A 26,244-nucleotide genomic window follows, 5' to 3' on the forward strand; every position below is an offset into this window, starting at 1 on the left:
CCGGTTCGTCAGATCCCGTCCGGGGTCGGGCCGCGCAACGTGGCCAGATCGAAGCGCCCCGCCTCTTCAATCACCGTCGCCAGCCGCGCGCTGAAATGCTCGACCAAACGACGTCCGATATCGGCGTTGGCCAGCGCGGCATTGCCGGTGACGCCGCTGGGATGCAGGTCCTGTGCCATCCAGGCATAGCCGGCGTCGCCTTCAGGGCCCAGCGTCGCACCCGACTGTTCGCGAAGGCTTCCCTCGGAGACGGCATCGGCCAGCTGTTCGATCCGGACTTTGGCCGGCGCAAGATGCAGCATCATCGAGGTTTCCAGGGCACCGCCGTGCAAGCCGTGCCGCAACTCCTTGGCGGGCAGCGCCTGCGGCGGCGGCGCGAAGCGAAAGTAGTTGGCCTTGACCACCAGCATGGCGTGGGCCGCACGCAGCTTGAGTGCTACCAGATCGATGACCGCCTTGTTGCCCCCGTGACTGTTGAACAGCACCAGACGCCGAATGCCGGCACGATTGACGGCCTCGCCCAGCGCTTCGATCACGCGCATTGCCGTCTCCGGCATCAAGCTCAGCGTACCCGGGAAGTCGGTGTGCTCGAGACTCGAACCCAGCGCCAGCGGCGGCAGCACGATCACGTCCTGCGTCGACCCGAGCTGCGCCATGGCCGCCTCGAGCAGCCCCAGCCCGATATCCAGATCGGTTGACAGTGGCAGATGAGACCCATGCTGCTCGATCGCCGCCAGCGGCAACACCGCCACCGTCGCGCCGCCGGCCAGTCGGGCAATCTCCGTGCTGGTCAGATCCTGCCATTGGTGGACGCTCATACTTCGCTCCCAGACGAATCGGTTCGGTTTAATGCCCTGGAATCCTTCAGCAACCGCGCCGCGATCGCACTGTCTCGAACCACCTGCCGCGCCACGGCGTCGCGCAGCATCCGCTCGTCGCCGCCTTGCGCCAGCGCCAGCGTCAGCCGCAAGCGGGCTCGGGTGATGCCAGTGTAGATCAGCTCCCGCGTGACGATGGGATTGCTCCGCGCCGGCAGCGCGAACAGTACGTGCTCGAACTCCGACCCCTGGGACTTGTGCACGGTCATGGCGAAGGCGGTCACTGCGGCATCCAGTCGCGATGGCAGCACCTGGCGCACGCCATCGCCGTGAGGGAAGCAGACGCGCAGCCGCCCGGCCTCGTCGGCCAGCGTCAGCCCCAGGTCGCCGTTGTAGAGGCCCAGTTGCGGATCGTTGTGCGTCACCATCACCGGGCGCCCGGCGAACCAGCCTTCGGTACGCGCAATCCAGCCTTGGTGCCATAACGCCTGCGCGATCCGCTCGTTCAATCCCTCGACGCCCCAGGGGCCCCGACGTAGCGCGCACAGCACCTGAAAACGGCTCTGCAGCGCCAGTATCGATGACGAATCGTCGCCGGCCCGCACCGCCTCGAACAGATCCCGATAGCCCGCTACGACGGCTCGCTCGAAAGCGGCAGCATCGATATCCAGCGTCGCCAGGTCCTTGAAGCCCTCTTTCAGCACCTGGACAAAGCCGCGTCCGTCACCGCCGTTGGCCGCCCTGGCGAGGGCGCCGATACCGCTGTCCTCGTGAAATCGAAAGCTCTTGCGCAGCATGGCGACATGATCTGCCAGCGGGTTGGTCTCGGCGGCAACGGGCAGATTCTCACCGGCCATCGACTGAAGGTAGCGTCGAGTCGGCTCGGAATAGCCCGCACCGTCGGCAACATTGGCCCCGGTGCACAGATCTCCCAGCACCGAGCCCGCCTCGACCGAAGCCAGCTGATCCTTGTCACCGAGCAGAATCAGACGGGCATCCGTCGGCATCGCCTCGAGCAGCGCGGCCATCATCTCCAGATCGACCATCGAGGCTTCGTCCACCACCAGCAGATCGAGACTCAGCGGCGCGTCGGCATGGTGACGGAAATGGCGCGTGTCCGGTCGCGCCCCCAGTAACCGGTGGAGCGTCTGCGCCTGCTGCGGAATCGCGTCGCGCACGACCTCCGTGACATCGAGCCGGCCGACGGCGCTGGCGATCGACTCGGAGAGTCGGGCGGCCGCCTTGCCGGTAGGTGCCGCCAACCGGATACGCAGCGCCTCGCCATCACGCGTCAGCGATTGCTGCTGCAATAGCGCCAGCAGTCGCGTCACGGTGGTGGTCTTGCCGGTACCGGGACCACCGGAGATGATCGTCAGCCGCTGGCGAAGCGCCAGCGCGCACGCCACACGCTGCCAGTCGGGCTCGTCGCCCTGGCGCGCGTTGCCAGCGAATAGCGCCTGCAACCGTTCGGCCAGGGCGTCGGCCACGGCCAGCGGTTGGCCCAGACGCCGACGCAGGTGTCCCGCGACCGCGCTCTCGGCCTGCCAGTAGCGGCGCAGGTAGAGACGTTCGCCGTCGAGCACCAGCGGTGTCGCGGACCCCGAGGCCTCCCGCGCCATGGCGACAGTGAAAGAGGCAGTCAGAGCGGCGGTCCAGCCCGCCAGCGTGATGCCGTCGAGCAGCGACTCCGGCAGCACGACCGCTTGTGCCGGCTCGCCGCCACCCTCCAGCGGCGGCAGCGACAGCGCCGAGCGCGGCGTAGCCAGCACGCGTGACAGCGACAGGCAGACATGGCCTCGGCCCAGCTGATGGCTGGCCAGAGCTGCGGCCAGCCACACCAGCGGATCGGCCTGGGGGTCGCGGTCGGCCAGAAAGATCGCGAAATGGCGATCGAGCTGGCGCAACCAGCCGAGTTCCACCCACAACGCCAACGTCTCGAACAGCGTTGCGCGGGTGAGGGCTGTCCTCGCTACGCCCTCCCGCGTCAGCGCGGGTTCGTCGGCATCGAGCGCCAACGAGAACTGATCCGCCTCCCCGGCGCTCGAATCTGGCTTCCGATCGGGCTGGTGCGACGTTGGCCGGCGGCTCATCGATCAATCTCCTTTGGCTGGCGCAACAAGGCTCTCGCCGGCTCGGGGTTACCTTCCAGCCACGCATCCAGCGCCTCGATCAGCGCACGATCCGGGCGACGATGAAACACGCCGTTCGCGGCAAAGACTTCGGGCGCCATGGAAACCCTCGGCGCAGCTTCGGGCGCCGTAAAGAGCGCCGGCTCGGAAAGCCCCCGCAGAAAGACATAGCAAGCGCCGCCCATATGCCGCTCATAGTCGTAGTCTTCGAGGCGGGACTTGAGCAGACGGTGCAGTGCCAGCACGTAAAGCACGTACTGCAGGTCGTAACGGTGATCCACCATCGCCGCCGCCAACCGCTCGCCCTGATAATCCGCCGGATCGTCGCCCAGATGATTGGACTTCCAGTCGAGCACGTACCAGCGTCCGTTGGCTTCGAAGACCAGATCGATATAGCCCTTGAGCATGCCATTGAGCTTGCGCGGCGCCAATCGAGGTCGCTGTCCCGGCAACGGCTCGAGCCGGGTGACGAGCCGATCCAGCGGTTCGCTCCAGGCGGCCGTCGCCGGCAGCCAGAACTCGAGCTCCGTGCGCCACGCCTCGAGCCGGTCGAGACGAACGGTGTGACCATCGACGCTCACCAGCGGCAGTCGCAGCCGCTCCAGCAGCCACGCCTGCAGCAGCGGCGCCCAATCCGCGTCGAAACCGCTCATCGCCAGGCGTCGCTCGATGTCGCGGCGCACCGTTGCCGCATAATCGGGATCCCCCAGCCGATCGAAATCGAGCATCTCGAGCAGTCCGTGCAGAAAGGTACCCGGTCGCGGGCCTCGCGGAAAATCCAGCAACGTGCGAATACTGGGGCGCGGTATCGGGTCTCGCTCGCGACTGACCTCGATGTCCAGCGTCGCCGGCAGATCCTCACCGGCGGCAGCGGCGTCCTCATCGCCCCGGTCCGCATCGCCCGTGGCGCGGCGGGCATCGGCGATCAGCGAGGTATAGGAGGCAATCCACCAGTCATCGTCGATCTGGCCGTCGAAGATTCGCGCCGGTTTGGTTGGCGGGGCGATCGCCGCCATCCGCAGCCGGTGATCCGGCATTTCGGGCAGCGGCTCGATCGCCAGCCAGCCCGCGCGCTGGCCTTCCCGCAGCCGTTCCAGCAGCGCCGCGCCGTCGTCCGCCTTGTCGCTGCCGAGCAGTCGCCCCAGCGCCGTCTCGTGCAGACAGCCGCTCTTGCCTCGTCCCCGGCCGACCTGGGCGACACCCAGTCGGCAGGCGAATGCGGCGCGAGTCAGCGCGACATAGAGCAGACGCACGTCCTCGTCGAGACGGGCCAGATCGGCTTCGCGTTTCTGGGCATCGTCAGGCGAGGCCACCAGAACACTGCCCTCGCCTTTCGGTGGCCTCAGCGCCAGCAACCCGGTCTGTCGGTCGGGCTCCGCCGGGCGGTGCGAGCAGATGAACGGCAGCAGCACGATGGGATATTCGAGCCCCTTGGACTTGTGCACCGTGATCACCCGAACCAGATCCTCGTCGCTTTCCAGGCGTTGACTGAGCGCCTGACTGTCCAGCGTCTCGACGCCCTCCTGCAGCGCCCGATGCCACCAGCGCAGCAGCGCCTGTTCGCCGTCGAGTCGCTGCTGGGCATTCTGCGCCAGCTCGCCGAGATGGAGCAGATCGGTCAGGGCCCGCTCGCCATCGACACGCAGGGCAAGACGCTCGGCGATACGAAAGTCCCGCATCACCGTGCGCAGCATGGGCAGCACGCCGCGCCGCTGCCACTGGCGATGGTAGTCGCTGAAGCGCTCGACCTCGCGCTCCCACGCCAGCTCGTCGGCCAGCAGCGGTTCCAGTGCCTGTGGCGACTCGTTGAGCAGCTTGGTTGCCAGCGCGGCCTTGAGCCTGGCGTCCTGACGCGGCTGGGCCACGGCCTCGAACAGCTGCAGCAGCTCGAACGCCTGCGGCGTGTCGAACACGCTCGAGCGTTCGCTCAGGTAGACGCTGCGAATCCCGCCCTCGGCGAGGGCGCTGCGAACCTTGAGTGCCTCGCCCCCGTGCCGAACCAGAATGGCGATATCGGCGGGCTGTACCGGCCGCTCGCCGTGCGCGCCTTCGAATCGCCATTGCCCTTCCAGCAACCGCTGCACTTCGGCCCGCGTCGTCGACGCCATCACGTTCTGGTAGTCGTTGCGGGTATGACGCTCGGTATCCGGCCACCACACGCCCAGCGCCTCGACCGGCCGCCCGTCGCGATCGACCAGCTGCGTCGACTTGGGATTCGATTCGACGGCGACGAACCGGATCTCGTCGCTGCCGAAAGGTCGCGGATGGCGTTGAAACAGCGCGTTGGTGGCCTCGACCATGGCCTGGGTCGAGCGAAAGTTGCGCATCAGCGTGAAGCGGCTCGGGGTCGCACGGCGCGCCCGAAGATAGGTATGGATATCGGCACCGCGAAAGGCATAGATCGCCTGCTTGGGATCCCCGATCATCAAAAACGCCGTCGTTGCAGGATCGCTCTCGGGCGCGCGGTAGAGGTTCGAGAAGATCCGATACTGGACCGGATCGGTGTCCTGGAACTCGTCGATCAGCGCAACCGGCAGCTCATGGCGGATGCGCGCCGCCAGCCGCAGCGGCGCACTGTCGTCTCTCTTCGCGGCCTCCCCGCCGCCCGGCGGCTGCACCAATGCCGCCGGCCGTGCCAGCGCCGCATCGAGATCGTTGAGCAGATCCGAGAACTCCCACAGCCCCTGACGCCGCTTGTCGGCGGCGAAGCTCACCGCGATCCGATCACGCGCATGCACCAGTACCTGCCTGGCGATCGCATCGAACGGCCGGCCGTGGGCCTCGAGACGGTCGAGATAGCCAAAGAAGGGATGCGCCGGCGCGGCATGCCCTTTCTGAGCGGCGGTTTTGACCACCGCGCCTTCGAGCTTCTCCTGACTCAGCCAGAAGCGACCGCTGCTGTCGGTAATCTCCTCGGCGGCATCGAACTCGCCCTGGGCCAACCAGTTCTCGAATCCGGCCAGCCGCTCCTCCAGCTCTTCCGCCTTGAACCGACTCTTGTTGAGGACGCCGTTGCGAAACGCCTCGGCCATCAGCGAGGCGACGACGTCGCGATCCCAGGTTTCGACCAGCGCCGCCTCGATGGACTCCCGTTGGTCCAATCCGCTTTCCAGCTCGGCGAACAGCGCGGTCAGCGACGGCGGCGACTCCACCGCCTCACCGGCGACCCAAAGGGGCTGCGGTTCGCCGTCCTTCAACAGCGGTCGAAGCGCGGACGCCAGCGCTTCAGGCCCGCTCCACTGCGCGCGGATCTGGCGCTGCCAGCGCTCGTCGAGCGGATAGAACTCGCACCGCCAGTAATCCTCGACCGCTTGGGTCAGCAGGGTCTGGCCGTCCTGCAGCAGCTCGGCGGAGAACCGCGCGCCGGCATCGAAAGCGTGGCGGGTCAACATGCGCTGGCAGAAACCGTGGATGGTGAAAATCGCCGCCTCGTCCATCAGCCGGGCCGCCTGATCCAGGCGGCGGGCACCGCTGCGACAGGCGGTCTCCCCAGCCGTGGCCAGCGGCGCCAGCAGGTCGGCCAGCACCGGATCGTGGCGATCCGCGACGCCTGACAGCAGCCAGTCACGGGCCTGCTTGAGGCGCGCCCGGATGCGCCCGCGCAGCTCGGCGGTGGCGGCTTCGGTGAAGGTCACCACCAGAATCTCCGGCGGCGTCAGCGGACGGGGGAAGTCCACCGCTTCGCGCCCCGGCAGCGGGCCCAGCACCAGTCGGACGTACAGGGCGGCCAGGGTGAATGTCTTGCCGGTGCCGGCACTGGCTTCGATCAGGTGAGGTCCAGTCAGCGGCAGGCCGACGAGTTCGAGCGGAACGGTTTCTTCAGCCGTGTTTCCATCGGTGGCATCGTTCATCCTGCTGCCCCCCCCCGAGATCGAGTCGATGTCGATGTCGATGTCGATGTTGATGGAACTGCCACCGCGCGGGAGTGAATCTGCTGGGACGCGCGCAACAAGGTCTCCAGTATCGGTTGATAGTGCGCCACGCTCTCGCCGACGCCACCTGCCGCCTCGAACGTCTCGAAATCCGGCCACAGCTGGCCGAGGCTACCCTCCCGCTGAACCAGCGATGGCGTCCCGAAGCCGCCCTCGTCGTACTCCTGCGCGAGCCGATCGCGCCAACCGGAGTCGAGCGTTTCACCCGCTGTCAGCCCTGCCAGCGCCGAGCTGTCGGCCAGGCTCCATAGCGTCCTGGCCAGCGCGCCGCTGGCCGGCAGCGGCGCGCACCAGGCCCGCCACCAGGTGCGAAGCCAGTGACCTAGACTCGCCTGCGCTTCCGCCCTCTCCAGCGCCGGAAACTCCAACCAGCGGTCTTCGAAAATCGCCGTCCAGCGGCACGGCGCGTCGGCGCTCGCGTTGGCCAGCAGCCAGCGGGCATAACCGGCAAAAAGCCGGTGCGGTTTACCCAGTTTTTTCCACGGGCCTTCGCCCGAGTTCTGACCTTCCGGCTTGAAGTGGCCGAAATGGCTGGTTTCCAGCGTTACCAGACTCAGGCTGTCGTCCGCCTCCCGGTAGAGGCCGTCGACACGCGCCTCCAGCGCCAACGCCGGGCAGTCGGGCGTTTCCTCTATCGCCAATCGGAGCATCGGCGGCGTCAGCGGTTCAGCGCTATCGATCCGACGATGCCAGCTTTCCAGCTGGGTCTGGAGGCGCTTGAGCGGCGGCTCGATCATCGCCAGACCGAACCCCGCCGCGGGCAAGCGACCGGCCAGCCTTAGCCGATCGGCAACCTGCACCAACGGCTCGTGACGGCGGCCGGCGTCAAGCAGCTCGCGCTTGAGCGTATGGTCTTCCAGCGCGTCGAGGATGAACGGCTCGCTGTCCTCGTCGGGCACCGCCGGATCCTGAAAGCGGACGCCCAGCCGACCGAGATAGACGCTCCACGGTCGACGCAGCAACCGCTGCAGATCGACAAGGCCGAGCGCTTCTGCCGGCAGCGGCGCGGTCTCCGACGTGGTGCGCGGCAGGACCTCGGCGCCGGTCTTTCCGCCATCGACCGCGGTATCCGCTGGCGATGTCGGCGCTGGCAGATGCAGCGGCTGCCAGCTGGTATCGAAGGTGTAACGCGAATCGTCGGCCTGGAAGTAGCGCCGCGAGAACGGCTGCAAGGGATGTGCCTCGACCAGCCTCGCCACCAGCGCGGCTTCGTCGCCAAGCTCGCCCGACGTCGCGGCGGGCCGCCAGCCCTGCTCGAGCGTGTCGAGCAGCTCACCGACCAGCACCGATGGCGGTCGCGGCGTGTTGTCGCGCTGGTCGAAGCCGACCCAGGAGAGCGTCAACCGTTCGCGGGCGGAAAGCAGCGCCTCGAGCAGCAGATAGCGGTCGTCGTCGCGGCGCGAACGATCCCCGGGGCGCGGACGCTGCGCCATCAGGTCGAAATCCTGAGGCTGGCGCGTTCGCGGGTAGGCACCGTCGTTCATCCCCAGCAGGTAGACCTGCCGAAACGGAATGGCGCGCATCGGCATCAGCGTGGCGAAGTTGACCTTGCCGGCGAGGAAACGCTGGGCCAGACCGCCCTCATCGAGTTCTGCCTTGAGCGCATCGCGCACCACCGCAAGGCCGATCGGCTGGCTGAACGAGGCCAGCTCGCAGCTCTGCTGCCAGCGATTCAGCGACTCATCCACCCGCGCCAGCACGTCGTGCTCGTCCAGCGCAGTGGGCGCGAACAGCGTATCCAGCAGCATCCGCAAGCGGGTCAGCCAAGCCGCCGGCGTGCCGGCGTCGCTCAACGCCTCGCACTGGGCGGCCAGCACCTGCATCAGCTCGGCCAGTCGTCCGGCGAGATCCGCTTCCAGCCCGCCCACCTCGTCATAGGGCACGATATCGTCGAACTGCCAGGCCGCGTCACCGGTTGACGGGGCGGAGGGTCTATCCGATGCCTGCGGGCCTGTAGACCCTCCTCCCGGCGGCAGCGGGCCGGTAGAGTACCCCAGCAGCATGCGCTCGAGCCCGAACGCCCAGCTGTTTTCATGCAGCGCCGGAAAGCCGAGAGATTGGCGATGTGCGCCGGAAAGCCCCCAGCGCACGCCGCTTTCCGCCAGCCATTGGCGCAGGCGCGGCAATTCCGACTCCTCGATGGCGAAGCGCGCCCGGAACGCCGGCACATCCAGCGCGTCGAGCAGCTCGCTCACGCCCAGCCGACGCTCGGGAAGTTCCAGCAACGCCAGGATCAGCACCATCATCGGATGCGCCTCACTGGCGACCTGATCGGCGATGGTAAACGGAATATGGCGGGGATCGTTCGGCGCCAGCTGACCGAAGACCGCCTCGATGTAGGGGGCGTAAACGTCGATCTCCGGCACCATGATCAGGATGTCTCGCGGGCGCAGCGGCGTGCCCTGATGGCTGGCCTCCTCGAACGCTGCCAGCAGCCGATCGTGAAGCACCTCCACCTCGCGCAGCGGCGAGTGCACGCTGTAGAGCGACAGCGAGACGTCGTCGGGGTCGATCAGCCGCTTGCCGGCCTCGCGGGTTCGCTCCCCGGGATGTCGCAGATCCAGAATGTCCTGCTGCAACTGGTTGAGCAGCGGCGCACGCTCAGGATCCGCGTCATCGGCTGGCGCCGGATCGCGAAACAGGTCGGTCTCGACGTCGAAGCCGCCGTCCTGGCTCTCGAATTCGTAGAGCCCGACGATGAAGTCCCGGCCCTGGGCACCCCACGCGGCCAGCAGCGGATTGGCCTGAAGATGCAGCGCTTCCTCGTCCAGCGTCTCGAGCCAGGGTGCCTCTGGATGGCGGGACTGCTGGCGTGCCACCGCTTCGGCGGAAAGCCGACCGGCACGCTTGATCGCCTCACGATCGGAGACGATGTCGCCCCAGTAATGCCGACAGGGGTTGGTGATCATCAAAAAGACATCGATGACGCCCGAGAGTGCGTGCAGCGCTTCCAGCGTCTGGGTAGGCAGCGCCGAAATGCCGAACACGAACAGTCGCGGCGGCAACGCCTTGGGGCAGCTCTCCAGTCGTCGGGCAGCACGGAGGAAGCGCCCGTGCAGGTTGGCGCGGTGAAACGACCGTTCGGCCGGGGCGGCATCGGCGATCAGGGCCCGCCATAGCGCCGGCTGCCAACGCTGATCGGCGGGCAGATCGTCCGGGGCGTCCTCCCCCGCTTCCCACGCCGACAGCCAGTCCGGGCGGTAGTTGAGATACTGGTCGAACAGATCCGCCAGACGCACCGCCAGTTGCCAGCGCTTGCGCTCGGCCTGATCGGCGGTACGGCGCCGCGCCACTTCCGGCGATCGCTCGTCCGTTGCGGCCTCGAGCCCGGCGCTCAGATAGTGGGCCAGCGGCGCGAAGGTGACAGGGTCACGGGTGATCTCGTCATCCAGTAGCCGCAGGATACGCCACGCCAACGGCCGTTTGTCGAATGGCGAGTGCAGCGGAATCGACTGCCGCTCGCCTGCCTCCCCAACCTGCTCGAGCACCGCACGATAAGCCCGCCAGACGAAACTCGAGGGCAGCGGGAAGTCCACCGACGCCGCAATCCCGTCCGCTTCGGCCAGCGACAGACGCAGCCACTGGGCCATGCCGTTGGACTGCACCAGGAACGTTTCCGGTGTCAGCGGCGGCAATCGATGGCGTTTGATCAACGCCAATGCCAGATCGTGCAGGTCTTCGAGGTGATTGGCATGCAGGACGCTGAACATCCGCTCTCCCGGATTCATGGATCGACGACGATCGACGACACGTCGATCACGATGGTGCCATCCTACCGTGGCACGGTGCGACGATCACTTGCCGCCTGTGGCAAGATGTGACGATGTCATGACAGCCACATCGTTTCCGCCATGACAACATCCGTTGCCACAAGGATTCCCGTTGACCACGCCCGTCTTTCTCGCCGTCCTGGCCGGTGCCCTGATGCATGCCAGTTGGAATGCCCTGGTCAAGGTGGGGCTGGATCGGCTCCTCGGCATCTCGTTGATCCAGGCAGCCTGCGCGCTCATTGCTCTCGCTGGCGTGGCCTTCGTACCGCTGCCGCAACCGGCCGCCTGGCCGTGGCTGGGGGTGTCGGCGCTGCTGCACATCGGCTACAACGTGTTTCTGGCCCGCGCCTACCGGGTCGGCGATCTCGGTCAGATCTACCCGATCGCCCGGGGCTGCGCGCCGTTGCTGGTCACGTTGATCAGCGTGTTCGCGCTCAGCGAGCATCCCTCCTGGATCGGCTATCTGGGCATCGCGGTGCTGGTGCTCGGCATTCTCTGCATGGCCTTTCGCAGCGGCCGGGGGCCGCGCCTGGAGCGCGCCTCCCTGATCAATGCACTGACGACGTCTGCCTTCATCGCCGGCTACACCCTGGCCGATGGCAGCGGGGCCCGCGCCAATGGCGATGCGATCAGCTACGTGATCTGGCTGTTTCTGCTCGATGGTGTCGGAATGCTGCTGGTATTGATCGCCATGCGCGGGGTACGAGCCCTACCCGAACTGACCCGCTACTGGCGGATCGGTCTGATCGGCGGTGCGCTCTCCATCGGCGCTTACGGCATCACGATCTGGGCCATGACCCAGGCACCGATCGCGCTGGTGGCGGCGCTGCGGGAAACCAGCGTGCTGTTCGCCATTGCCATCGGCGTGATCTGGTTGAAGGAGCCGCTGCGTCGCGAACGCGTGCTGGCAGGCGGGCTGATTCTTGGCGGTGTCATCCTGACGCACTGGGGATGACTGTCATCCCGCGCAAGGACTGCTAGGATTAGGACACTGAATCATCGCTCTGCCAACGCCGTTCCATTGTCTTTTGGCCCCTGTCTCATGGCCTAAGCTCTGTCTGAAAAATCGGCGAGCGATGGCAAGACCGGGGCGCGTAGCTAAGGCAAAAATTGACGAAAAAGCGGAGTTTACGAGGTGTAAATGAGCATTTTGAGTCAATTTTTAACGCCGTATGGGCGAGCGCAGGCATTTTTCAGACAGAGCGTAAGTCTGCCGGCATGCATTCGACGCTTATCCAGACCCAAGCCATCAAGGCGACAGCCATTCCGGCGTCAGCTATCGGCAAGGAGCCCATTGTGTCACTCATCGCTCCACCGCACGCCACCAATGCCGACGGCCAGCCGCGCCGGGTCGGCGTCGAGCTCGAGTTCGCCGGCATCGGGCCCATTCAGGCTGCGCGTCTGGTCGAGATGACCTTCGGTGGCCACGTCGAAAAACATAGTGCGCATCGACTGCAGGTTACCGGGACCCCTTGGGGCGTCTTTCACATCGAGCTGGACAGCAAGTACGTCCATCCGGACGAGCAGCTGCTCGATCGCGCTCGTACCACTGATGGACAGCCGCCGGGATTCGGCGAGCACCTGCGCGCCAGCGTGCACAGCCGCACCCGCGAATGGCTGGGCGACATGGTCGCGGGCCTGGTGCCGACGGAGATCGTCTGCCCGCCGCTCCCCTGGGACGAGCTGGCGCGCCTGGACGAACTGTTCACGGCACTGCGCAGCCACGGCGCGGAAGGCACCGATGCCAGCCTGCTCTACGGCTTCGGCCTGCATCTCAACCCGGAGATTCCGTCTGCCGAGGTTGAGAGCGTACTGGCCTATCTGCGGGCGTATCTGATTCTGGCCGACTGGCTACGGGACGAGATCGTGGTCGATGTGACCCGGGACATGCTGCCCCACACGCGCCCGTTTCACAGCGACTACACCTGCCGGGTATTGGCGGCGGACTATCGCCCCACGCTCCAGTCGCTGATCGACGACTATCTGCTCGCCAATCCCACCCGCAACCGGGAGCTGGATCTGCTGCCGCTGTTCGCGTGGGTGATGCCGGACCATCCCAACGCGCTGCTGCGAGAGACGCTGGTCAAGCCCCGGCCGACCTACCATTACCGCCTGCCCAACGCCGCACTGTCCGACCCGGAGTGGGGCGTGAGCGTGGAATGGAATCGCTGGGCCGAGGTAGAGCGTCTCGCCGCCGACCCGGATCGTCTGGCAGAACGCAGCGCCGCCTACCGCAATCATCTCGCCCAGCCGACCCTGAGTCGCTGGCTCGACTCGCTGCGTCACTGGATGCGTCACTGATGAAGGCGTCGAGCACAAGGACAGAGACGAACACGAAAACCGGCCCGAATCCGAACCCGGCGCGCCCGCGAATCGGAATCACCACCTCGGATCACAAGAGTCTGCTGGCCTGGTGGTGCGATTGGCTCTCGGTCTGGCGCGCGGGCGGGCGGCCGGTGCGAATCTCGCCCGCCCGTCCGCTGGAGCAGGCGGTGGAAGGTCTGATCATCGGCGGCGGCGACGATATCGGCGCCCAGCGCTACGGTGGCGAAGTGCAGCTGGACGTTCGCATCGACCCGGCCCGCGACGAACTCGAGCTCGCCTTGCTGGCCGAATACCTGCCGGCGCGCGTACCGATTCTGGGCATCTGCCGTGGCGCCCAGATGATCAACATTCATTGCGGCGGTAGTCTGATCGAAGACATCCAGACGACCTACCGTCACATCAAGAATCGGCGCATGGTCCTGCCGCGCAAGCGAATCGAGATCGCCCCGTTCAGCCAGCTGGCCGACATTCTCAACCGCCGTTACTGCAACGTGAACAGCCTGCATCATCAGGCCGTAGACCGCCCGGGGGATGGGCTCAAGGTGGTCGCGCACGATCGCGACGATCTGGTGCAGGCGATCGAGAGCGAACGCCACCCGTTTCTCATCGGCGTGCAGTGGCACCCGGAATTTCTGCTCTTCAGCCGCTCCCAGCAGCGGCTGATTCGCGCGTTGGTGGATGCCGCCCGGCGACAGCGCCCACCGCAAGATGAAGAGCGAGAGCGTCGCGGCTGAGCCCCGCCAGGACCCAGCCTCAGGAAGGCATCGCCGCCAGCCGCCGACCCGCCGGCGAGCGTAGCAGGAACAACCCGATGGCGACACCCATCACCGACAGCGCGGCGACGTAGATGGCCGGCGACATCGGGTACCAGCGCATCGTCGCGGTGACGATGATCGGCGTGAAGCCACCGAAGAGTGCATAGGCGACGTTGTAGGAGAACGAGAGTCCGCTGAACCGCACGGCTGGCGGAAAAGCCTTGACCGCAATGGCCGGGATCGCGCCGGTGATACCGACGGCAAAGCCTGCCAGCGCGTAGAGCGGCATCAACTGCTCGGGACGCTGCCCGACGACGCTCATCATCAACCAGTAGCTCGCCCCCAGCAGCACGCTCCAGCCGACCAGCGTTGCCCCGCTGCCGAATCGATCGGCACACCAGCCGGCGATCACGCAGCCTACGATCAGACACAGTATCGCCACCACGTTGGCCAGCGATGCGTCGAGCCCGGCGTACTGCGCCGCCAGCAGCGGCGGCGTCATCAGCATCACCACGACGATCGCCGCGGTCAGCATCCAGCTGACCGCCATGGCCAGCAGCACCCCGCCCAGGTGATCGCGCAGCACCGTCTTGACCGGAAGTTCGGCCGCCAGGGTCCGGCGCTCGCGCATCTCGGCGAAGACCGGCGTTTCGCTCAGCCAGCGGCGCAGATAGACCGCCACCAGCCCGAAGATACCGCCAAGCAGGAAAGGGATGCGCCACGCGCCGCCAGCCAGTTCCGCGGCAGAGAAGTGGGACTTCATCACGGCGGCGACCAGCGAACCGATCAGAATCCCGGCTGCCAGTCCGGCCGACAGCGTGCCGCAGGCGAGCCCGACATGGCGCCGCTGGACATGCTCGGTGACGAACACCCAGGCGCCCGGCACCTCGCCTCCGACGGCCGCCCCCTGCAGCATGCGCAGCAGCACCAGCGCCAGCGGCGCCAGGTAGCCGATGGCTTGGTAGGTCGGCAGACAGCCGATCGCCAATGTCGGCAGCGCCATCAGCAGGATCGACAGCGTGAACATGCGCTTGCGTCCCAGCAGATCGCCGAAGTGCGCCATCACGATGCCACCCAGCGGACGCACCAGATAGCCGGCGGCGAAGATGCCGAACGTCTGGATCTGACGCAACCATTCCGGTATGTCAGGTGGAAAGAACAGCTGACCGATGACCGTGGCAAAGTAGACGAAGATGATGAAGTCGTAGAATTCCAGCGCGCCGCCGAGAGCCGATAGCGACAGCGTCCTGACGTCGCCGCGGGAGAGCGGACGCGGCGACTCGGACAAGGTAGGGTCGTGGGACATGTCGATGTTCCAGGCGAACGGCGCCCGCGGGCGCCATCGATCATTCCGGAGCGGAGCGGCCGAGTTCCGAACCGGCCGGTCAGCGGGTTCGGGGCTCGGGACGCGGTTCAGTGCTGCATCAATGCCAGACGCTGGCCGTTCGGCGCGCGCAGCAGAAAGATGCCGATCACGACGCCGAGTCCACCCAGTGCGGCGATATAGTAGGCCGGCGCCGCGGGATGGCTGACCATCAGCGTCGAAACGACGACGGGCGTGAAGCCGCCGAAGATGGCATAGGCGACATTGTAGGAGAACGAAAGGCCTGAGAAGCGCACCGCCGCCGGGAACGATTTGACGGCGATGGTGGGCACGACGCCAACGATGCCCACGCCGAATCCGGCCAGGCAGTAGAGCAACATCAGCTGATCCGGGTGAGATGGCACGGTGTGCATCATGATCCAGTAGGTGATCCCCAGCAGCAGACTCCACAGGATGATCGTGATTCCGCTGCCGATACGGTCACAGCACCATCCCGACACCACGCAGCCGATGATCACGCAGACGATCGCCCACACGTTGGCCAGCGACGCATCGATACCGTACAGCGTCTGCAGCAGGCTCGGCGTCATCAGGACGACCACCACCACCGCCCCGGTAAGAATCCAGGTCACCGCCATCGACAGCACGACGCTGTCCATGTGTCGGCTGAGCACACGCTTGACCGGCAGCCCTTCGGAAAGCGCTTTCTTGGCGCGCATCTCGGCGAATACCGGGGTCTCTTCCAGGTAACGACGCAGATAGACCGCCAGGAATCCGAAGACGCCGCCGATCAGGAACGGTACGCGCCAACCGTAGGCGCTCATCTCTTCAGGGGTGTAGTAGGACTTCAGAAACGCCGAGATGATCGAGCCGATCAGGATGCCGGCGACCAGTCCCGAAGCCAGCGTGCCACAGGCCAGACCGACGTCCTTGCGTGAAACGTGCTCGGTGACGAAGACCCAGGCACCCGGGACTTCGCCGCCGACCGCCGCGCCCTGCAGGATGCGCATCAACACCAGCAGCAGCGGCGCTAGATAACCGATGGTCTCATAGGTCGGCAGACAGCCGATCAGTAGCGTCGGTACCGACATCAGGAAGATCGACAGCGTGAACATGCGCTTGCGGCCCAGCAGATCACCGAAATGCGCCATGATGATGCCGCCCAGCGGACGCGCCAGATACCCTGCCGCAAAAATGCCGTAAGTCTGTACCATCCGCAGCCATTCAGGCATGTCCGGCGGGAAGAACAGATGCCCGATCACCGTGGCGAAATAGACGAAGATGATGAAATCGTAGAACTCGAGCGCACCGCCCAGGGCGGATAGCGACAGGATCTTGATGTCACCGCGTGACAGCGGACGCGACGGAGCCGCATCGTATTGGGGTGCGTTAGCCATGGCCGTGTTCTTTTTCTGAGGCGTTGAAACGTGCGTGTGTCGATAGCCCACGCGCGTCGCGGGTGCCCGACAGAGGATGCCGATCGCCGCACGAGGGGCCATGACATTACCAGACTTTGAAAGTTCCGTCAGTGCAGCGCCGTCAAGAGGCGAGGCCTGCCGGGTCCGGTGTCAAGAAGACGATGCTTTTCGCGATCTGCATAAAAAAACCGGCCGCGTAGGCCGGTTCCATGATCGCCACCGCACGCTCAGCTTTCCAGCTTGGCATCCAGCGAAATCTTGGCGTTGAGCAGCTTGGAGATCGGGCAGCCCTCCTTGGCCTTCTGGGCGGCGCTGTCGAACGTCGCCTGATCGGCACCGGGGATCTTGGCCACGGTCTTGAGCTGCACTTCGGTGATGGTGAAGCCGCTATCGTCCTTTTCCATGATGACGGTAGCGTCGGTCTTGATGCTATCCGGCTCGATACCCTCTTCACCCAGCATCATGGACAGTGCCATCGAGAAGCAGCTGGCGTGAGCGGAAGCAATCAGCTCTTCCGGGTTGGTACCGGGCTCACCCTCGAAGCGGGTATTGAAGCCGTAGGGATTGTCCTTGAGCGCGCCGCTCTCGGTGGATACCACCCCCTTGCCTTTCTTCAGGCTGCCTTTCCATTCGGCGGATCCGGATTTCTTGATCGTCATCATCAACTCCTTCTGATTGGCTGCGACGTGTCGACATCATCGACCCTCGCAGTGGATGGGACGGAATCAGTGTAGACCACATGGACGACACGTCATCCCGACCCGCCCCCTGAATGGCTTACCGCGCTCGATATCCCGCCCGCGCGGGACGCTGTCAGGATTTGAGCGCCTCGATCGCCGCCTCGTAATCCGGCTCGTTCTTGATCTCGCTGACCAGCTCGGCGTGCACGATCCTGTCCTGTTCGTCGATCACGATGACCGCGCGGGCACAGAGCCCGGCCATGACGCCACTCTGCAAGGCGACCCCGTAGCTTTCACGAAATTCCGGATGGCGAAAGCACGACAGCGTGACGACCCGATCCAGCCCTTCGGCGCCGCAGAAGCGACTCTGGGCGAACGGCAGATCCGCGGACACGATCAGGACCGCGGTATTGTCGAGACCGCTGGCGTACTCGTTGAACTTGCGCGTGGACATCGCACAGGTCCTGGTATCGACGCTGGGAATGATGTTGAGCACCTTGCGCCGGCCGCTGAAGTCCGACAGCGACAGCTCCTTGAGCTCGCTATCGGTCAGGGTGAAGGCCGGCGCCGTATTGCCGGCCGTGGGGAACTCGCCACCGACTTCGACGGGCACGCCGCCTCGCGTCACGCTCTGCATGATTGTCTCTCCGAAAGGAACGATTGAAGGGCGAAACGATGGAAAAGCGCATCGCGGCGTACCAGAGGACAGGGACGCCACTGATGAGCATAGCCTATCCTTTCGCTTCGCCGGTCGATTGCGCCAATAGTCGCCGCGATGCAGCCAGCGCACGGGAGTCCGGCGCTCGCAACCTCGCCATGTTGCGTTCCGGTATGGCCTCCGGATCCGGGTAGCTCGCCAGCACTCTCTCGAGCTCGGCTTCCCGCAGAATGTGCAGCATCGGATAAGGCGAACGATTGGTCGCATTGGCCGGGTCGGTTCTCTCGACGCCGTCGAACAGATAATCCGGGTGGAAGCTGGCCAGTTGATAGACGCCGACGTATTCCAGATCCTCCAGCAGTCGCTCCGCCAGCTCGAGCCAATCCAGATAATCGCCGAAATCGTCCATGCCCGCCGACGCGATCAACAGCGTGGTGGCGATGTCGGGTTCCGCATCCAGGCGACGGCACTCTGCCACCAGTTCGTGGAGCAGTCCTTCCAGATCGCGGGATTCGGCCAGCGCATAACGGATGGCGCCTCGCTGCACTTCACGTCCGGCAAAGGGGCAGATGTCATGCGCCACGACGAAGGACTCGAGCCAGGCTCGAGTGAGAGTGATGGAAGACGGTTCGATGACGGAGCTCCTGAACGGTTTGCCTGACCCGGTGGACGTAGCCAGCGTATTTTCACCCAAATCGAGAAAGGTTTCACACAAAGTGAACGGAAGAGTCACATACGTCGAGCGACGTTACACGGTTGCCAAGAAAGTCATTTGCGAAACCCGCGAGCGACGACCAGCATGACAGTAACGCCTCAACGGACAGGGAGTCTTGCATGCCACGGACCTTACCGCGGATCGTGCTACCCGAGAGCCGGGAAGCACCCTCGATCACTCTCCCCGCCATTGGCCAGGGCACCTGGTACATGGGTGAGAACCTGGTGCCCCGCCAGCAGGAAGTTGCAGCGCTTCGGCACGGCCTGGATCTCGGTCTCCGGCTCATCGACACTGCCGAGATGTATGGCGACGGCGGTGCCGAGGAAGTCGTCGGCGAGGCGCTACGCGGACGCCGCGACGACGCCTTCGTCGTCTCCAAGGTCTACCCCTGGAACGCCGGCCGGGACAGCGCCATCGCCGCCTGCGAACGCAGCCTCGAGCGCCTGGGGATCGATTGCCTGGATCTCTACCTGTTGCACTGGCCGGGCAATATTCCCCTCGAGGAGACGCTCGAGGCGTTCGAGCGGTTACGCGATCAGGGCAAGATCCGGCGCTTCGGCGTCTCCAATTTCGATGCCGACAATCTCAGAGCCCTGGACGCCATTCCCGCCGCCGCCGAATGCGCGACCGATCAGGTGCTCTACCATCTCGGCTCCCGCGGTATCGAAGTCGACATCATCCCGTGGATGCAGGATCACCACATCCCGGTGATGGCCTACTGCCCGCTGGCACAGGGCGGCCGGCTGCGATCCAAGCTGCTCTCGTCGAGCGTGGTCAACGAGATCGCCGCCAAGCACGCTGCCAGCGCCGCGCAGATCCTGCTGGCCTGGGTCATTCGCCCCACCGGCGTCAGTCAGGACGGGGCGCGTGGGGTCATCGCGATTCCCAAGGCGTCGAGTCCCGCCCATGTCGAGGCCAATGCGAAGGCGCTCGAGATCGAACTCGACAGCGATGATCTCACTCAGCTCGATGACGCGTTTCCGGCGCCCAGGGAGCCGGTATCGCTGGATATCGTCTGAACTATCGGCGACGCCGTCGTCTAAACCCGTGTCAACGCACTTTCTGAACCAGCACTTTCCCAATCAGCACTTTCCCAATCAGCACATTCCCACTCAGCCCCAGCAGGAGCGATGCATGCAAGCGATGTCAGCGACCCCGGCCTCTCCCTACCGCCATTGGCTACCGGCCTTGAGCCTCGCCCTTGGCACCACGCTGGCTGGCGTATCGGTGAGCGCCGAGGCCCAGGAAGCCGACGCCGCCGAGCCAGATCGCAAGACAACGCCACGCTACGGCGCCGAACTGGAAGGCTTCGACTATCCATACCCGGTAGAGCGCTTTCGCTTCACCTCCCAGCGTCAGGAGATGCAGATGGCATACCTGGACGTCCCTGCCGACGATCCCAACGGCCACACCATCGTGCTGCTCCACGGCAAGAACTTCTGTGCCGCCACCTGGGAGGATTCCATCAAGCGCCTCAACGATGCGGGCTACCGCGTGATCGCACCGGATCAGATCGGTTTCTGCAAGTCGAGCAAGCCTGAAGCGTACCAGTTCAGCTTTCACCAGCTGGCGACCAACACGCATGCCCTGCTCGAAAGCCTCGATCTCGACGGCGTCACGATCATGGGCCATTCCATGGGCGGCATGCTGGCGAGCCGCTATGCGCTGATGTACCCCGAGCAGACCGAGAAGCTGGTGCTGGTCAACCCGATCGGGCTCGAAGACTGGAAGGCCATGGGCGTGCCCTATCAGCCGATCGACGAGGCCTATGCCAGCGAGCAGAAGAAAGACGCCGAGGGGATACGCCGCTATCAGCAGTCGACCTACTACGTCGGCGAGTGGGAGCCGCGCTACGACCGCTGGGTCGATATGCTGGCCGGCATGTACGCGGGGCCGGGTGGCGATCTCGTCGCCTGGGATCAGACCCTCACCTCCGACATGGTCTTCACCCAGCCGGTCATCCATGAGTTCGACGAGATTCAGGTACCGACGCTGCTGCTGATCGGGGAGAAGGACAATACCGCGATCGGCAAGGGGCTCGCCTCCGACGAGGTCAAGAAAACCCTGGGCCACTACGACGTGCTGGGCGAACGCGCCGCCGAACGTATCCCTGACGCCGAGCTGGTCGAATTCCCCGAGCTGGGTCACTCGCCGCATATCCAGCAGCCCGAGCGATTTCACGAGGCGCTGTTCGACGGCCTGAAGCGCCTCGACCACTCCTGAGCTCGGCGGACGATCCTCCGAACCGAACGCTACAGCGACAGCTGCCCGCTGATCGCCACTTCCCCCCTTCGCGATGCCAGCCGATCCGCCAGCCGGGTCGGCTCCGGCAACTTGGTCTTGCCCAGGCACTGGACGACCCAGGTAACGGCGCTATCGAGGGACATTCGATGCCCCGGTGACACAAACAACGGTTTGACGCTTTCTCTCGAGCGCAGCACGGCGCCAATGGTGACGCGGCCACGTTGGTCGAGTGCGATATCGTCAGGGTCCTCCTCGCGCTTGCGATCGGTCAGCGGCGTCCACTCCCCTTTGAGCGCCGGTACTTCGCCGAACTGACCGCATAGCCGGCTCTTGCCCACGCCAATGGTAGGCAGGTCGAGCCACAGCCCCAGATGCGAGGCGATCCCCAGGCGGCGCGGGTGCGCAATACCCTGGCCATCGACCATGATCAGATCCGGGCGCTGCGACAACTGCTCGAACGCCCCCAGCGCCGCCGGAATCTCGCGAAACGACAGTAGACCCGGCACATAGGGCATGCGCGTCGGCTCGCGGTGCACCACCTGCTCGACCAGCGTGAGCGACGGCCATTCGAGCAGCACCAGCGCCGCCCGCGTCGTCTCGCCGCCATTTTCGAAGCCGATATCCATCCCCGCGATCAGGCCAACTTGCCCCAGCGTATCCTCGCGCATGATGGTCGGCGCCAGCCGCTTCTGCAGCGCGATCGCCGCCTCGGGCGTCAGATTCCATTCGTGTAGCGCCATCCTGCGCCTCCCGTGGTCCAGGTTGAGGACTCCAGCCTAGCCGCGGAAAGCATCGACCTCCAATCGCGATTCGCCCCTTCAACGGGCGCGGCGTCGCGTTACACTTGGCGACGCTTTTGCCGATTCACTCTCTTCTGTCTTCACTCTCTTCTGTCGCAACAGGGCGCGCCGTGAAACTACTCCACACCGCCGACTGGCATCTGGGCCAGTCCTTCCATGGTCAGGACCGCCATGTCGAACATCGCGCCTTTCTCGACTGGCTTCTGGCGACGCTGATCGAGCGTCAACCCGATGCCTTGTTGATCGCCGGTGATATCTTCGATGTGGTCAATCCGTCGCTGCGCGCTCAGGAGCTGCTCTACGACTTCATCGTTGCCGCCCATGCCGCCCTTCCGACGCTGGAAATCGTGATGATCGCCGGCAATCACGACAGCGGTTCGCGCATCGAGCTACCCGCGCCACTGATGAAAAGTCTCAAGACCCACGCCCTGGGACGCGTGCACTGGCTCGACGATGGCCGGCTCGACAGCGATCACCTGCTGGTCCCGCTGCACGACGCCGACGGCACGCTCAAGGCGTGGTGCCTGGCGCTCCCCTTCCTGCGCCCGGCCGAGGTCACCGGTGGCGATGTCGACGACTATCGCGAGGGAATTGCCCGGGTTCATGGCGAACTGGTCGAAGCCGCCGAGGCCCGGCGCGGGCCGGGCCAGGCGCTGGTGGCGATGAGTCATGCCCATCTCCAGGGTGCCGCCGTTTCCGAGGCGAGCGAGCGCCCCATCGTCATCGGCGGCGAGGAGTCCGTCCCGGCGACGCTATTTCCCGCATCGATCGCCTATGTCGCGCTCGGCCATCTGCACCGGCCGCAGCAGGTCGGCGAAGCCCGTATTCGCTACAGCGGCTCACCCCTGCCGCTCGATTTCAGCGAAAGTCACTATCCGCATCAGGTGCTCGAATTCACGCTCGATGGCGAAGCGCTCGGCGAGATCGAGACGTTGCCGATTCCGCGTCATGTGGCATTGAAACGGCTGGGCCCGGGCAGCGTCGAGGAGATCGAGCAAGCACTGGGCGAACTCGAGCCAGACGCCGAGTTCGCCGATGTCGACGCCGATTTTCCCCGGGATCGCTGGCCGTGGCTGGAGATCCGGGTCGATCTCGACGCGCCACGCCCCGATCTGCGCGCCCGCATCGAAGCCGCGATGGCGGGTAAGCCACTGCGTTTGCTGCGCATCCACAGCCGCTACCCCAACGCCAGCTCGCTGGACGACGCGGGCGCCACCGTCGATCTCGATAGCCTGACACCGCAGGAGATTTTCTCCCGCACCTGGCAAAGCCGTTACGGCGAAGCACCACCGGACGAGGTCATGACGGATTTCGCCAGCCTGCTGCAGCAGGTTCAGGACAGCGAGGTCGACGCATGAAGATCCTTGCCATTCGACTGGAAAACCTCGCCTCGCTGGCCGGCCGTCACGAAATCGATTTCACCGCCTCACCGCTGGCCGATCAGGGGCTGTTCGCCATCACCGGCCCCACCGGCGCCGGCAAGAGCACGCTGCTCGATGCGCTTTGTCTGGCGCTCTTTGGCAGCACGCCGCGTCTGCGCCAGGCACCCCGGCGGGATTCCCAGATCGCCGACGTCAACGACGACACGCTGACCACCGCAGACGCGCGCACGCTGCTGCGCCGCGGCTGTATCGGCGGATTTGCCGAAGTCGATTTCGTCGGCCGCGATGGCCGTCGCTACCGCGCTCGCTGGTCGGTGCGCCGCGCTCGCAACAGGGTCGACGGCAGCCTGCAGAAAGCCGAACAGTCGTTGACCGACCTGGATGCCAATCAACTGCTCACCGCCCAGACCCGCGAGTTCGACAAGCTGCTGCCCGAGCGTCTGGGGCTGAAGTTCGACCAGTTCACCCGCGCCGTGCTGCTGGCCCAGAGCGAGTTTGCCGCCTTCCTCAAGGCCGATGACAACGAGCGCAGCGAACTGCTCGAGCGCCTGACCGATACCCAGCACTACTCCGCGATTTCCAAAGCCGCCTATCAGCGCGTTCGAGAGGCCAGGACCCTGCTGGAGGCCATCGAAACCCGGCTCGCCGACGCGCTGCCGGTGGATGCCGATATCCGCGCGACCTATGAGCAGCAGGCCGAAGTCGAGGAACAGGCGCTGGCCGAGCTGCAGGCCGAACTGACCCGTCATCACGCTCAAGGCACCGAACTCGAACGTGAGGCTCAACTTCTCCAGGCCTGGCAGCTGGCCGACGCCGGCTGGCGCCAGGCCGACCACCAATGGCAACAAAATCGGGCGCAACGCGAGCAACTCGCGCAGCTCGACGAGCTGGCGCCGTGGCGAGAACGCGCTCAGCGGCGTCAGGCGCTCGAACACACGCTTGCCGCCCAGCGCCAGGCCCTTGCGGAACAACGTCGCCAGTCGGAGGCCTGCGATCGCGAACGCGAAACCCTGGAACCGCAGCTGAGCGCCGCGCAGCAGGCCCAGGAACAAGCCCGACACGACGAACAGGAAGCCCAGCCCCTGCTCGACGAGGCACGGCGGCTGGCGGCCGATCTCGAGCATCAACAGCAGCAGCTCGGCCGGCAGCAGCAGGAACATCGCCAGCTCGCCGAGACCGTCAAGGCCGACGATCAGCGCCGACAGCAACTGACGAGCGCGCGCCAACCCCTCGAGAGACGTCTGCGCGAACAGCGAACGACGCTCGAGCATCTGCTGCAAACCGGTGACGAAACGGATGAACGCCGCAGCGCCCACGAGCTGCGCGCGGAATTCAATCACCAACGCGATCTGGCCCAACGCGATCTCCAGGCGCTGCAGAGCCTGCAGCAGGACTGGCGCGAGGGTGAACGCCTGCGCCGGGAGCAGATCGAGACGCGCCAGCAGCTCGAGGCCGAACGGCACCGGCTGCAGGATCTGGAAGCGCAGGGCAAACGAGCCGCACGGCAGCTCAAGGACGCGGAATCCGAAGAGGCGCTGATCCGCCAGCAGATCGAAGGTGCCAGGGCCGCCCGAAGCGACAGCGTTGCACAGCTGCGTCATCACCTCGGCGATAACGAACCCTGCCCGGTTTGCGGAGGGACGGACCACCCCTACCGATACGCGCCGCCGGCCCATCCCGGTGCCGCCATGATAGAAGCGATCGAACAACAGGAACGGCAACAGCTCGAAAGCCAGCGACAGCAGGTCGAAAACGCCCACCTGACTTATCACCAGTGCAGCGCCGACTATCGCGCCTGTCGCCAGGGCCTGCTGGAACGGGAGCGCCAGCTCGAGACGCTGTCACGCCAGCTCGATCAGGCCAGGGCGACCCTCGATGCGCATGCGCTGACATCTGATCTGCGTCGCAGCAGCGAGGCCGACGTCTGGTTCGACACTCGACGGGAACAATTGACGCAGCAGTGGCGGCAGGCCAGCGATCGCCTCTCCGCGCTCGACGAAGCGGAGCGCATTCTGCAACCGCTGGAAGCCGAATGGCAGCAGCTGTCGCTCGAACTGGGCAAGCTGGAGGAGCGCCAGTCCCTCAACCGGGAGCGCCTGCAAGCGCTCGAGACCGCGCTGCCTTCACTGCAGCGACAGCGGGACGACACCGCCAAGCAACTGGCGGACCGACTCGGCGGCCATCAATCCGTCCCGGCCTGGCAGTCCGCGCTGGCACAGCGTCGCCAACAGGCGGAAACCACGCACGAGTCGCATCGGGCTCGTTGGCAGACACTGGCCCAGAGTCATGCCCAGTTGACGCAAAGACTCGCGGATCTCGAGCAGCGCCAGCAAGACGCCCAGGCGGAATTCGATCAACTCGACGGCGCCTGGCAAGCGTGGCGTCGCGAACGACCCGACCTCGACAACCAGACGGTCGACGCCCTGCTGGCGATCGACGAGGCGGATCATCGCCGACGGCGAGAGGCGCTGGCCCAGCAGGAGCGCGACCTTGCCGCCGCGACCGTCAAGCGCGACGAACGCCAGCAGGCGCTACGCGAGCAGCGCCGCACGCTGCTCCCGGCCGTGGACGAAGGCGACCTGCTCGACGAGTCGAGTACGCGCGAGCTGTCGGCGCGACTGACTCGCCAGCGCGAGACGCTGCAGGCGCTGGAACGTCAGCGCGACCATCGCCAGGAGAGCCGCGATGCCGCCCAGCATCAGCTGCGCGAAGACGACCGCCGCCGCCAGGCACAGCGCGAAGGTGCCCGGGAACGTGAAGCGGCACAGCTCGAGGTCAATCGCTGGGAGCGGCTCAACGGGCTGATCGGCAGCGCCGACGGCAAGCGTTTCCGCAGAATCGCCCAAGCCTATAACCTGGATCATCTGCTGACCCACGCCAATCAACATCTGCGGGCACTGACGCCACGCTACCGACTGACTCGCGGCGGCAGCGAACTCGGCATTCTGGTGATCGATGGCGACATGGCCGACGAACGCCGTTCGGTCCACTCGCTCTCCGGCGGCGAGACGTTTCTGGTTTCACTGGCGCTTGCGCTGGGTCTGGCCTCGATGGCCTCTCATCAACTGGCGATCGAATCGCTGTTTATCGACGAGGGATTCGGCAGTCTCGATCCCGAGTCGCTGGCGCTGGCCATGGACGCCCTCGATGGCCTGCAGGCGCAGGGGCGTCGCGTCGGCGTGATCTCCCACGTCCAGGAGATGCACGAGCGGATTCCGCTACAGATACGCGTCGAACCCAGCGGCAACGGTGCGAGCCAGCTCGTGGTTCAGCGCCGCTGATACCCGGCGTCAG

General features: G+C 65.7%; 17 protein-coding genes. 7 read left to right on the forward strand and 10 right to left on the reverse strand.

What is annotated here, in order from left to right; translation table 11 throughout:
* Nucleotides 1–8 precede the first annotated feature (8 nt).
* The 4 genes from BTW07_RS11540 to recC are packed head-to-tail and all read right to left on the reverse strand — an operon-like array spanning nt 9 to nt 10,589.
* Nucleotides 9–818, reverse strand: coding sequence for a creatininase family protein (locus BTW07_RS11540; RefSeq protein ID WP_075570322.1), 810 nt, complete (start codon nt 816–818; stop codon nt 9–11).
* Nucleotides 815–2,908, reverse strand: coding sequence for an exodeoxyribonuclease V subunit alpha (gene recD, locus BTW07_RS11545; RefSeq protein WP_083941792.1), 2,094 nt, complete (start codon nt 2,906–2,908; stop codon nt 815–817). Before recD ends, BTW07_RS11540 begins: the two co-directional genes overlap by 4 nt.
* Nucleotides 2,905–6,798 (reverse strand): exodeoxyribonuclease V subunit beta, encoded by a 3,894-nt coding sequence (gene recB / locus BTW07_RS11550; protein ID WP_075570323.1) that lies wholly within the window; start codon nt 6,796–6,798, stop codon nt 2,905–2,907. The genes recD and recB overlap by 4 nt, the downstream gene beginning before the upstream one ends.
* Nucleotides 6,795–10,589, reverse strand: a complete 3,795-nt coding sequence (gene recC, locus BTW07_RS11555) for an exodeoxyribonuclease V subunit gamma (RefSeq protein WP_075570324.1) — start codon at nt 10,587–10,589, stop codon at nt 6,795–6,797. The genes recB and recC overlap by 4 nt, the downstream gene beginning before the upstream one ends.
* Before the next feature lie 172 nt (nt 10,590–10,761).
* On the opposite strand from recC, the gene BTW07_RS11560 reads away from it, so the two are divergent.
* From BTW07_RS11560 to BTW07_RS11570, 3 genes are all read left to right on the forward strand, one after another.
* Entirely contained in the window at nt 10,762–11,604 is an 843-nt protein-coding gene (locus BTW07_RS11560; protein ID WP_075570325.1) for an EamA family transporter, read from the forward strand.
* Nucleotides 11,605–11,945: 341 nt separating this feature from the next.
* Nucleotides 11,946–12,950 (forward strand): amidoligase family protein, encoded by a 1,005-nt coding sequence (locus BTW07_RS11565; protein WP_075570478.1) that lies wholly within the window; start codon nt 11,946–11,948, stop codon nt 12,948–12,950.
* Nucleotides 12,950–13,708, forward strand: a complete 759-nt coding sequence (locus BTW07_RS11570; RefSeq protein WP_075570326.1) for a gamma-glutamyl-gamma-aminobutyrate hydrolase family protein — start codon at nt 12,950–12,952, stop codon at nt 13,706–13,708. The genes BTW07_RS11565 and BTW07_RS11570 overlap by 1 nt, the downstream gene beginning before the upstream one ends.
* Before the next feature lie 19 nt (nt 13,709–13,727).
* Here BTW07_RS11570 and BTW07_RS11575 read toward each other — a convergent pair whose 3' ends face one another.
* The 5 genes from BTW07_RS11575 to BTW07_RS11595 all read right to left on the reverse strand — a co-directional run bounded on the left by BTW07_RS11575 (nt 13,728) and on the right by BTW07_RS11595 (nt 18,503).
* Nucleotides 13,728–15,035 carry an MFS transporter gene (locus BTW07_RS11575; protein ID WP_075570327.1) on the reverse strand — a complete coding sequence of 436 codons (1,308 nt, stop codon included), beginning with the start codon at nt 15,033–15,035 and terminating at the stop codon, nt 13,728–13,730.
* 107 nt (nt 15,036–15,142) lie between these two features.
* Nucleotides 15,143–16,450, reverse strand: coding sequence for an MFS transporter (locus tag BTW07_RS11580; RefSeq protein ID WP_075570328.1), 1,308 nt, complete (start codon nt 16,448–16,450; stop codon nt 15,143–15,145).
* 248 nt (nt 16,451–16,698) lie between these two features.
* Complete coding sequence (locus tag BTW07_RS11585; protein WP_075570329.1) at nt 16,699–17,130, reverse strand: OsmC family protein; 432 nt, start codon at nt 17,128–17,130, stop codon at nt 16,699–16,701.
* A gap of 154 nt (nt 17,131–17,284) precedes the next feature.
* Nucleotides 17,285–17,788 (reverse strand): thiol peroxidase, encoded by a 504-nt coding sequence (tpx, locus tag BTW07_RS11590; RefSeq protein ID WP_075570330.1) that lies wholly within the window; start codon nt 17,786–17,788, stop codon nt 17,285–17,287.
* A gap of 94 nt (nt 17,789–17,882) precedes the next feature.
* Nucleotides 17,883–18,503, reverse strand: a complete 621-nt coding sequence (locus BTW07_RS11595; protein WP_341864698.1) for a DUF1415 domain-containing protein — start codon at nt 18,501–18,503, stop codon at nt 17,883–17,885.
* Nucleotides 18,504–18,643: 140 nt separating this feature from the next.
* On the opposite strand from BTW07_RS11595, the gene BTW07_RS11600 reads away from it, so the two are divergent.
* Complete coding sequence (locus BTW07_RS11600; RefSeq protein ID WP_075570331.1) at nt 18,644–19,543, forward strand: aldo/keto reductase; 900 nt, start codon at nt 18,644–18,646, stop codon at nt 19,541–19,543.
* A gap of 115 nt (nt 19,544–19,658) precedes the next feature.
* Nucleotides 19,659–20,747 (forward strand): alpha/beta fold hydrolase, encoded by a 1,089-nt coding sequence (locus tag BTW07_RS11605; RefSeq protein WP_083941796.1) that lies wholly within the window; start codon nt 19,659–19,661, stop codon nt 20,745–20,747.
* 29 nt (nt 20,748–20,776) lie between these two features.
* Here the strand turns inward: BTW07_RS11605 and nfi are convergent, their stop codons facing one another.
* Entirely contained in the window at nt 20,777–21,508 is a 732-nt protein-coding gene (nfi, locus tag BTW07_RS11610; protein ID WP_075570332.1) for a deoxyribonuclease V, read from the reverse strand.
* 170 nt (nt 21,509–21,678) lie between these two features.
* Here nfi and BTW07_RS11615 point away from each other — a divergent pair, with 170 nt between their 5' ends.
* Complete coding sequence (locus BTW07_RS11615; protein WP_075570333.1) at nt 21,679–22,926, forward strand: exonuclease SbcCD subunit D C-terminal domain-containing protein; 1,248 nt, start codon at nt 21,679–21,681, stop codon at nt 22,924–22,926.
* On the forward strand, nt 22,923–26,231 hold the full coding sequence (locus BTW07_RS11620; RefSeq protein WP_075570334.1) for an AAA family ATPase: 3,309 nt from the start codon (nt 22,923–22,925) through the stop codon (nt 26,229–26,231). The genes BTW07_RS11615 and BTW07_RS11620 overlap by 4 nt, the downstream gene beginning before the upstream one ends.
* The last annotated feature ends 13 nt before the right edge of the window (nt 26,232–26,244 follow it).

The organism is Salinicola socius (genome assembly GCF_001937195.1).
Classification (GTDB): domain Bacteria; phylum Pseudomonadota; class Gammaproteobacteria; order Pseudomonadales; family Halomonadaceae; genus Salinicola; species Salinicola socius.

Coding starts and splice junctions, on each gene's coding strand:
- BTW07_RS11540 (WP_075570322.1), bottom strand. CDS start 818: ATGAGCGTCCACCAATGGCAGGATCTGACCAGCACGGAGATTGCCCGA.
- recD (WP_083941792.1), bottom strand. CDS start 2,908: ATGAGCCGCCGGCCAACGTCGCACCAGCCCGATCGGAAGCCAGATTCG.
- recB (WP_075570323.1), bottom strand. CDS start 6,798: ATGAACGATGCCACCGATGGAAACACGGCTGAAGAAACCGTTCCGCTC.
- recC (WP_075570324.1), bottom strand. CDS start 10,589: ATGTTCAGCGTCCTGCATGCCAATCACCTCGAAGACCTGCACGATCTG.
- BTW07_RS11570 (WP_075570326.1), top strand. CDS start 12,950: ATGAAGGCGTCGAGCACAAGGACAGAGACGAACACGAAAACCGGCCCG.
- BTW07_RS11575 (WP_075570327.1), bottom strand. CDS start 15,035: ATGTCCCACGACCCTACCTTGTCCGAGTCGCCGCGTCCGCTCTCCCGC.
- BTW07_RS11580 (WP_075570328.1), bottom strand. CDS start 16,450: ATGGCTAACGCACCCCAATACGATGCGGCTCCGTCGCGTCCGCTGTCA.
- BTW07_RS11585 (WP_075570329.1), bottom strand. CDS start 17,130: ATGACGATCAAGAAATCCGGATCCGCCGAATGGAAAGGCAGCCTGAAG.
- tpx (WP_075570330.1), bottom strand. CDS start 17,788: ATGCAGAGCGTGACGCGAGGCGGCGTGCCCGTCGAAGTCGGTGGCGAG.
- BTW07_RS11600 (WP_075570331.1), top strand. CDS start 18,644: ATGCCACGGACCTTACCGCGGATCGTGCTACCCGAGAGCCGGGAAGCA.
- BTW07_RS11605 (WP_083941796.1), top strand. CDS start 19,659: ATGCAAGCGATGTCAGCGACCCCGGCCTCTCCCTACCGCCATTGGCTA.
- nfi (WP_075570332.1), bottom strand. CDS start 21,508: ATGGCGCTACACGAATGGAATCTGACGCCCGAGGCGGCGATCGCGCTG.
- BTW07_RS11620 (WP_075570334.1), top strand. CDS start 22,923: ATGAAGATCCTTGCCATTCGACTGGAAAACCTCGCCTCGCTGGCCGGC.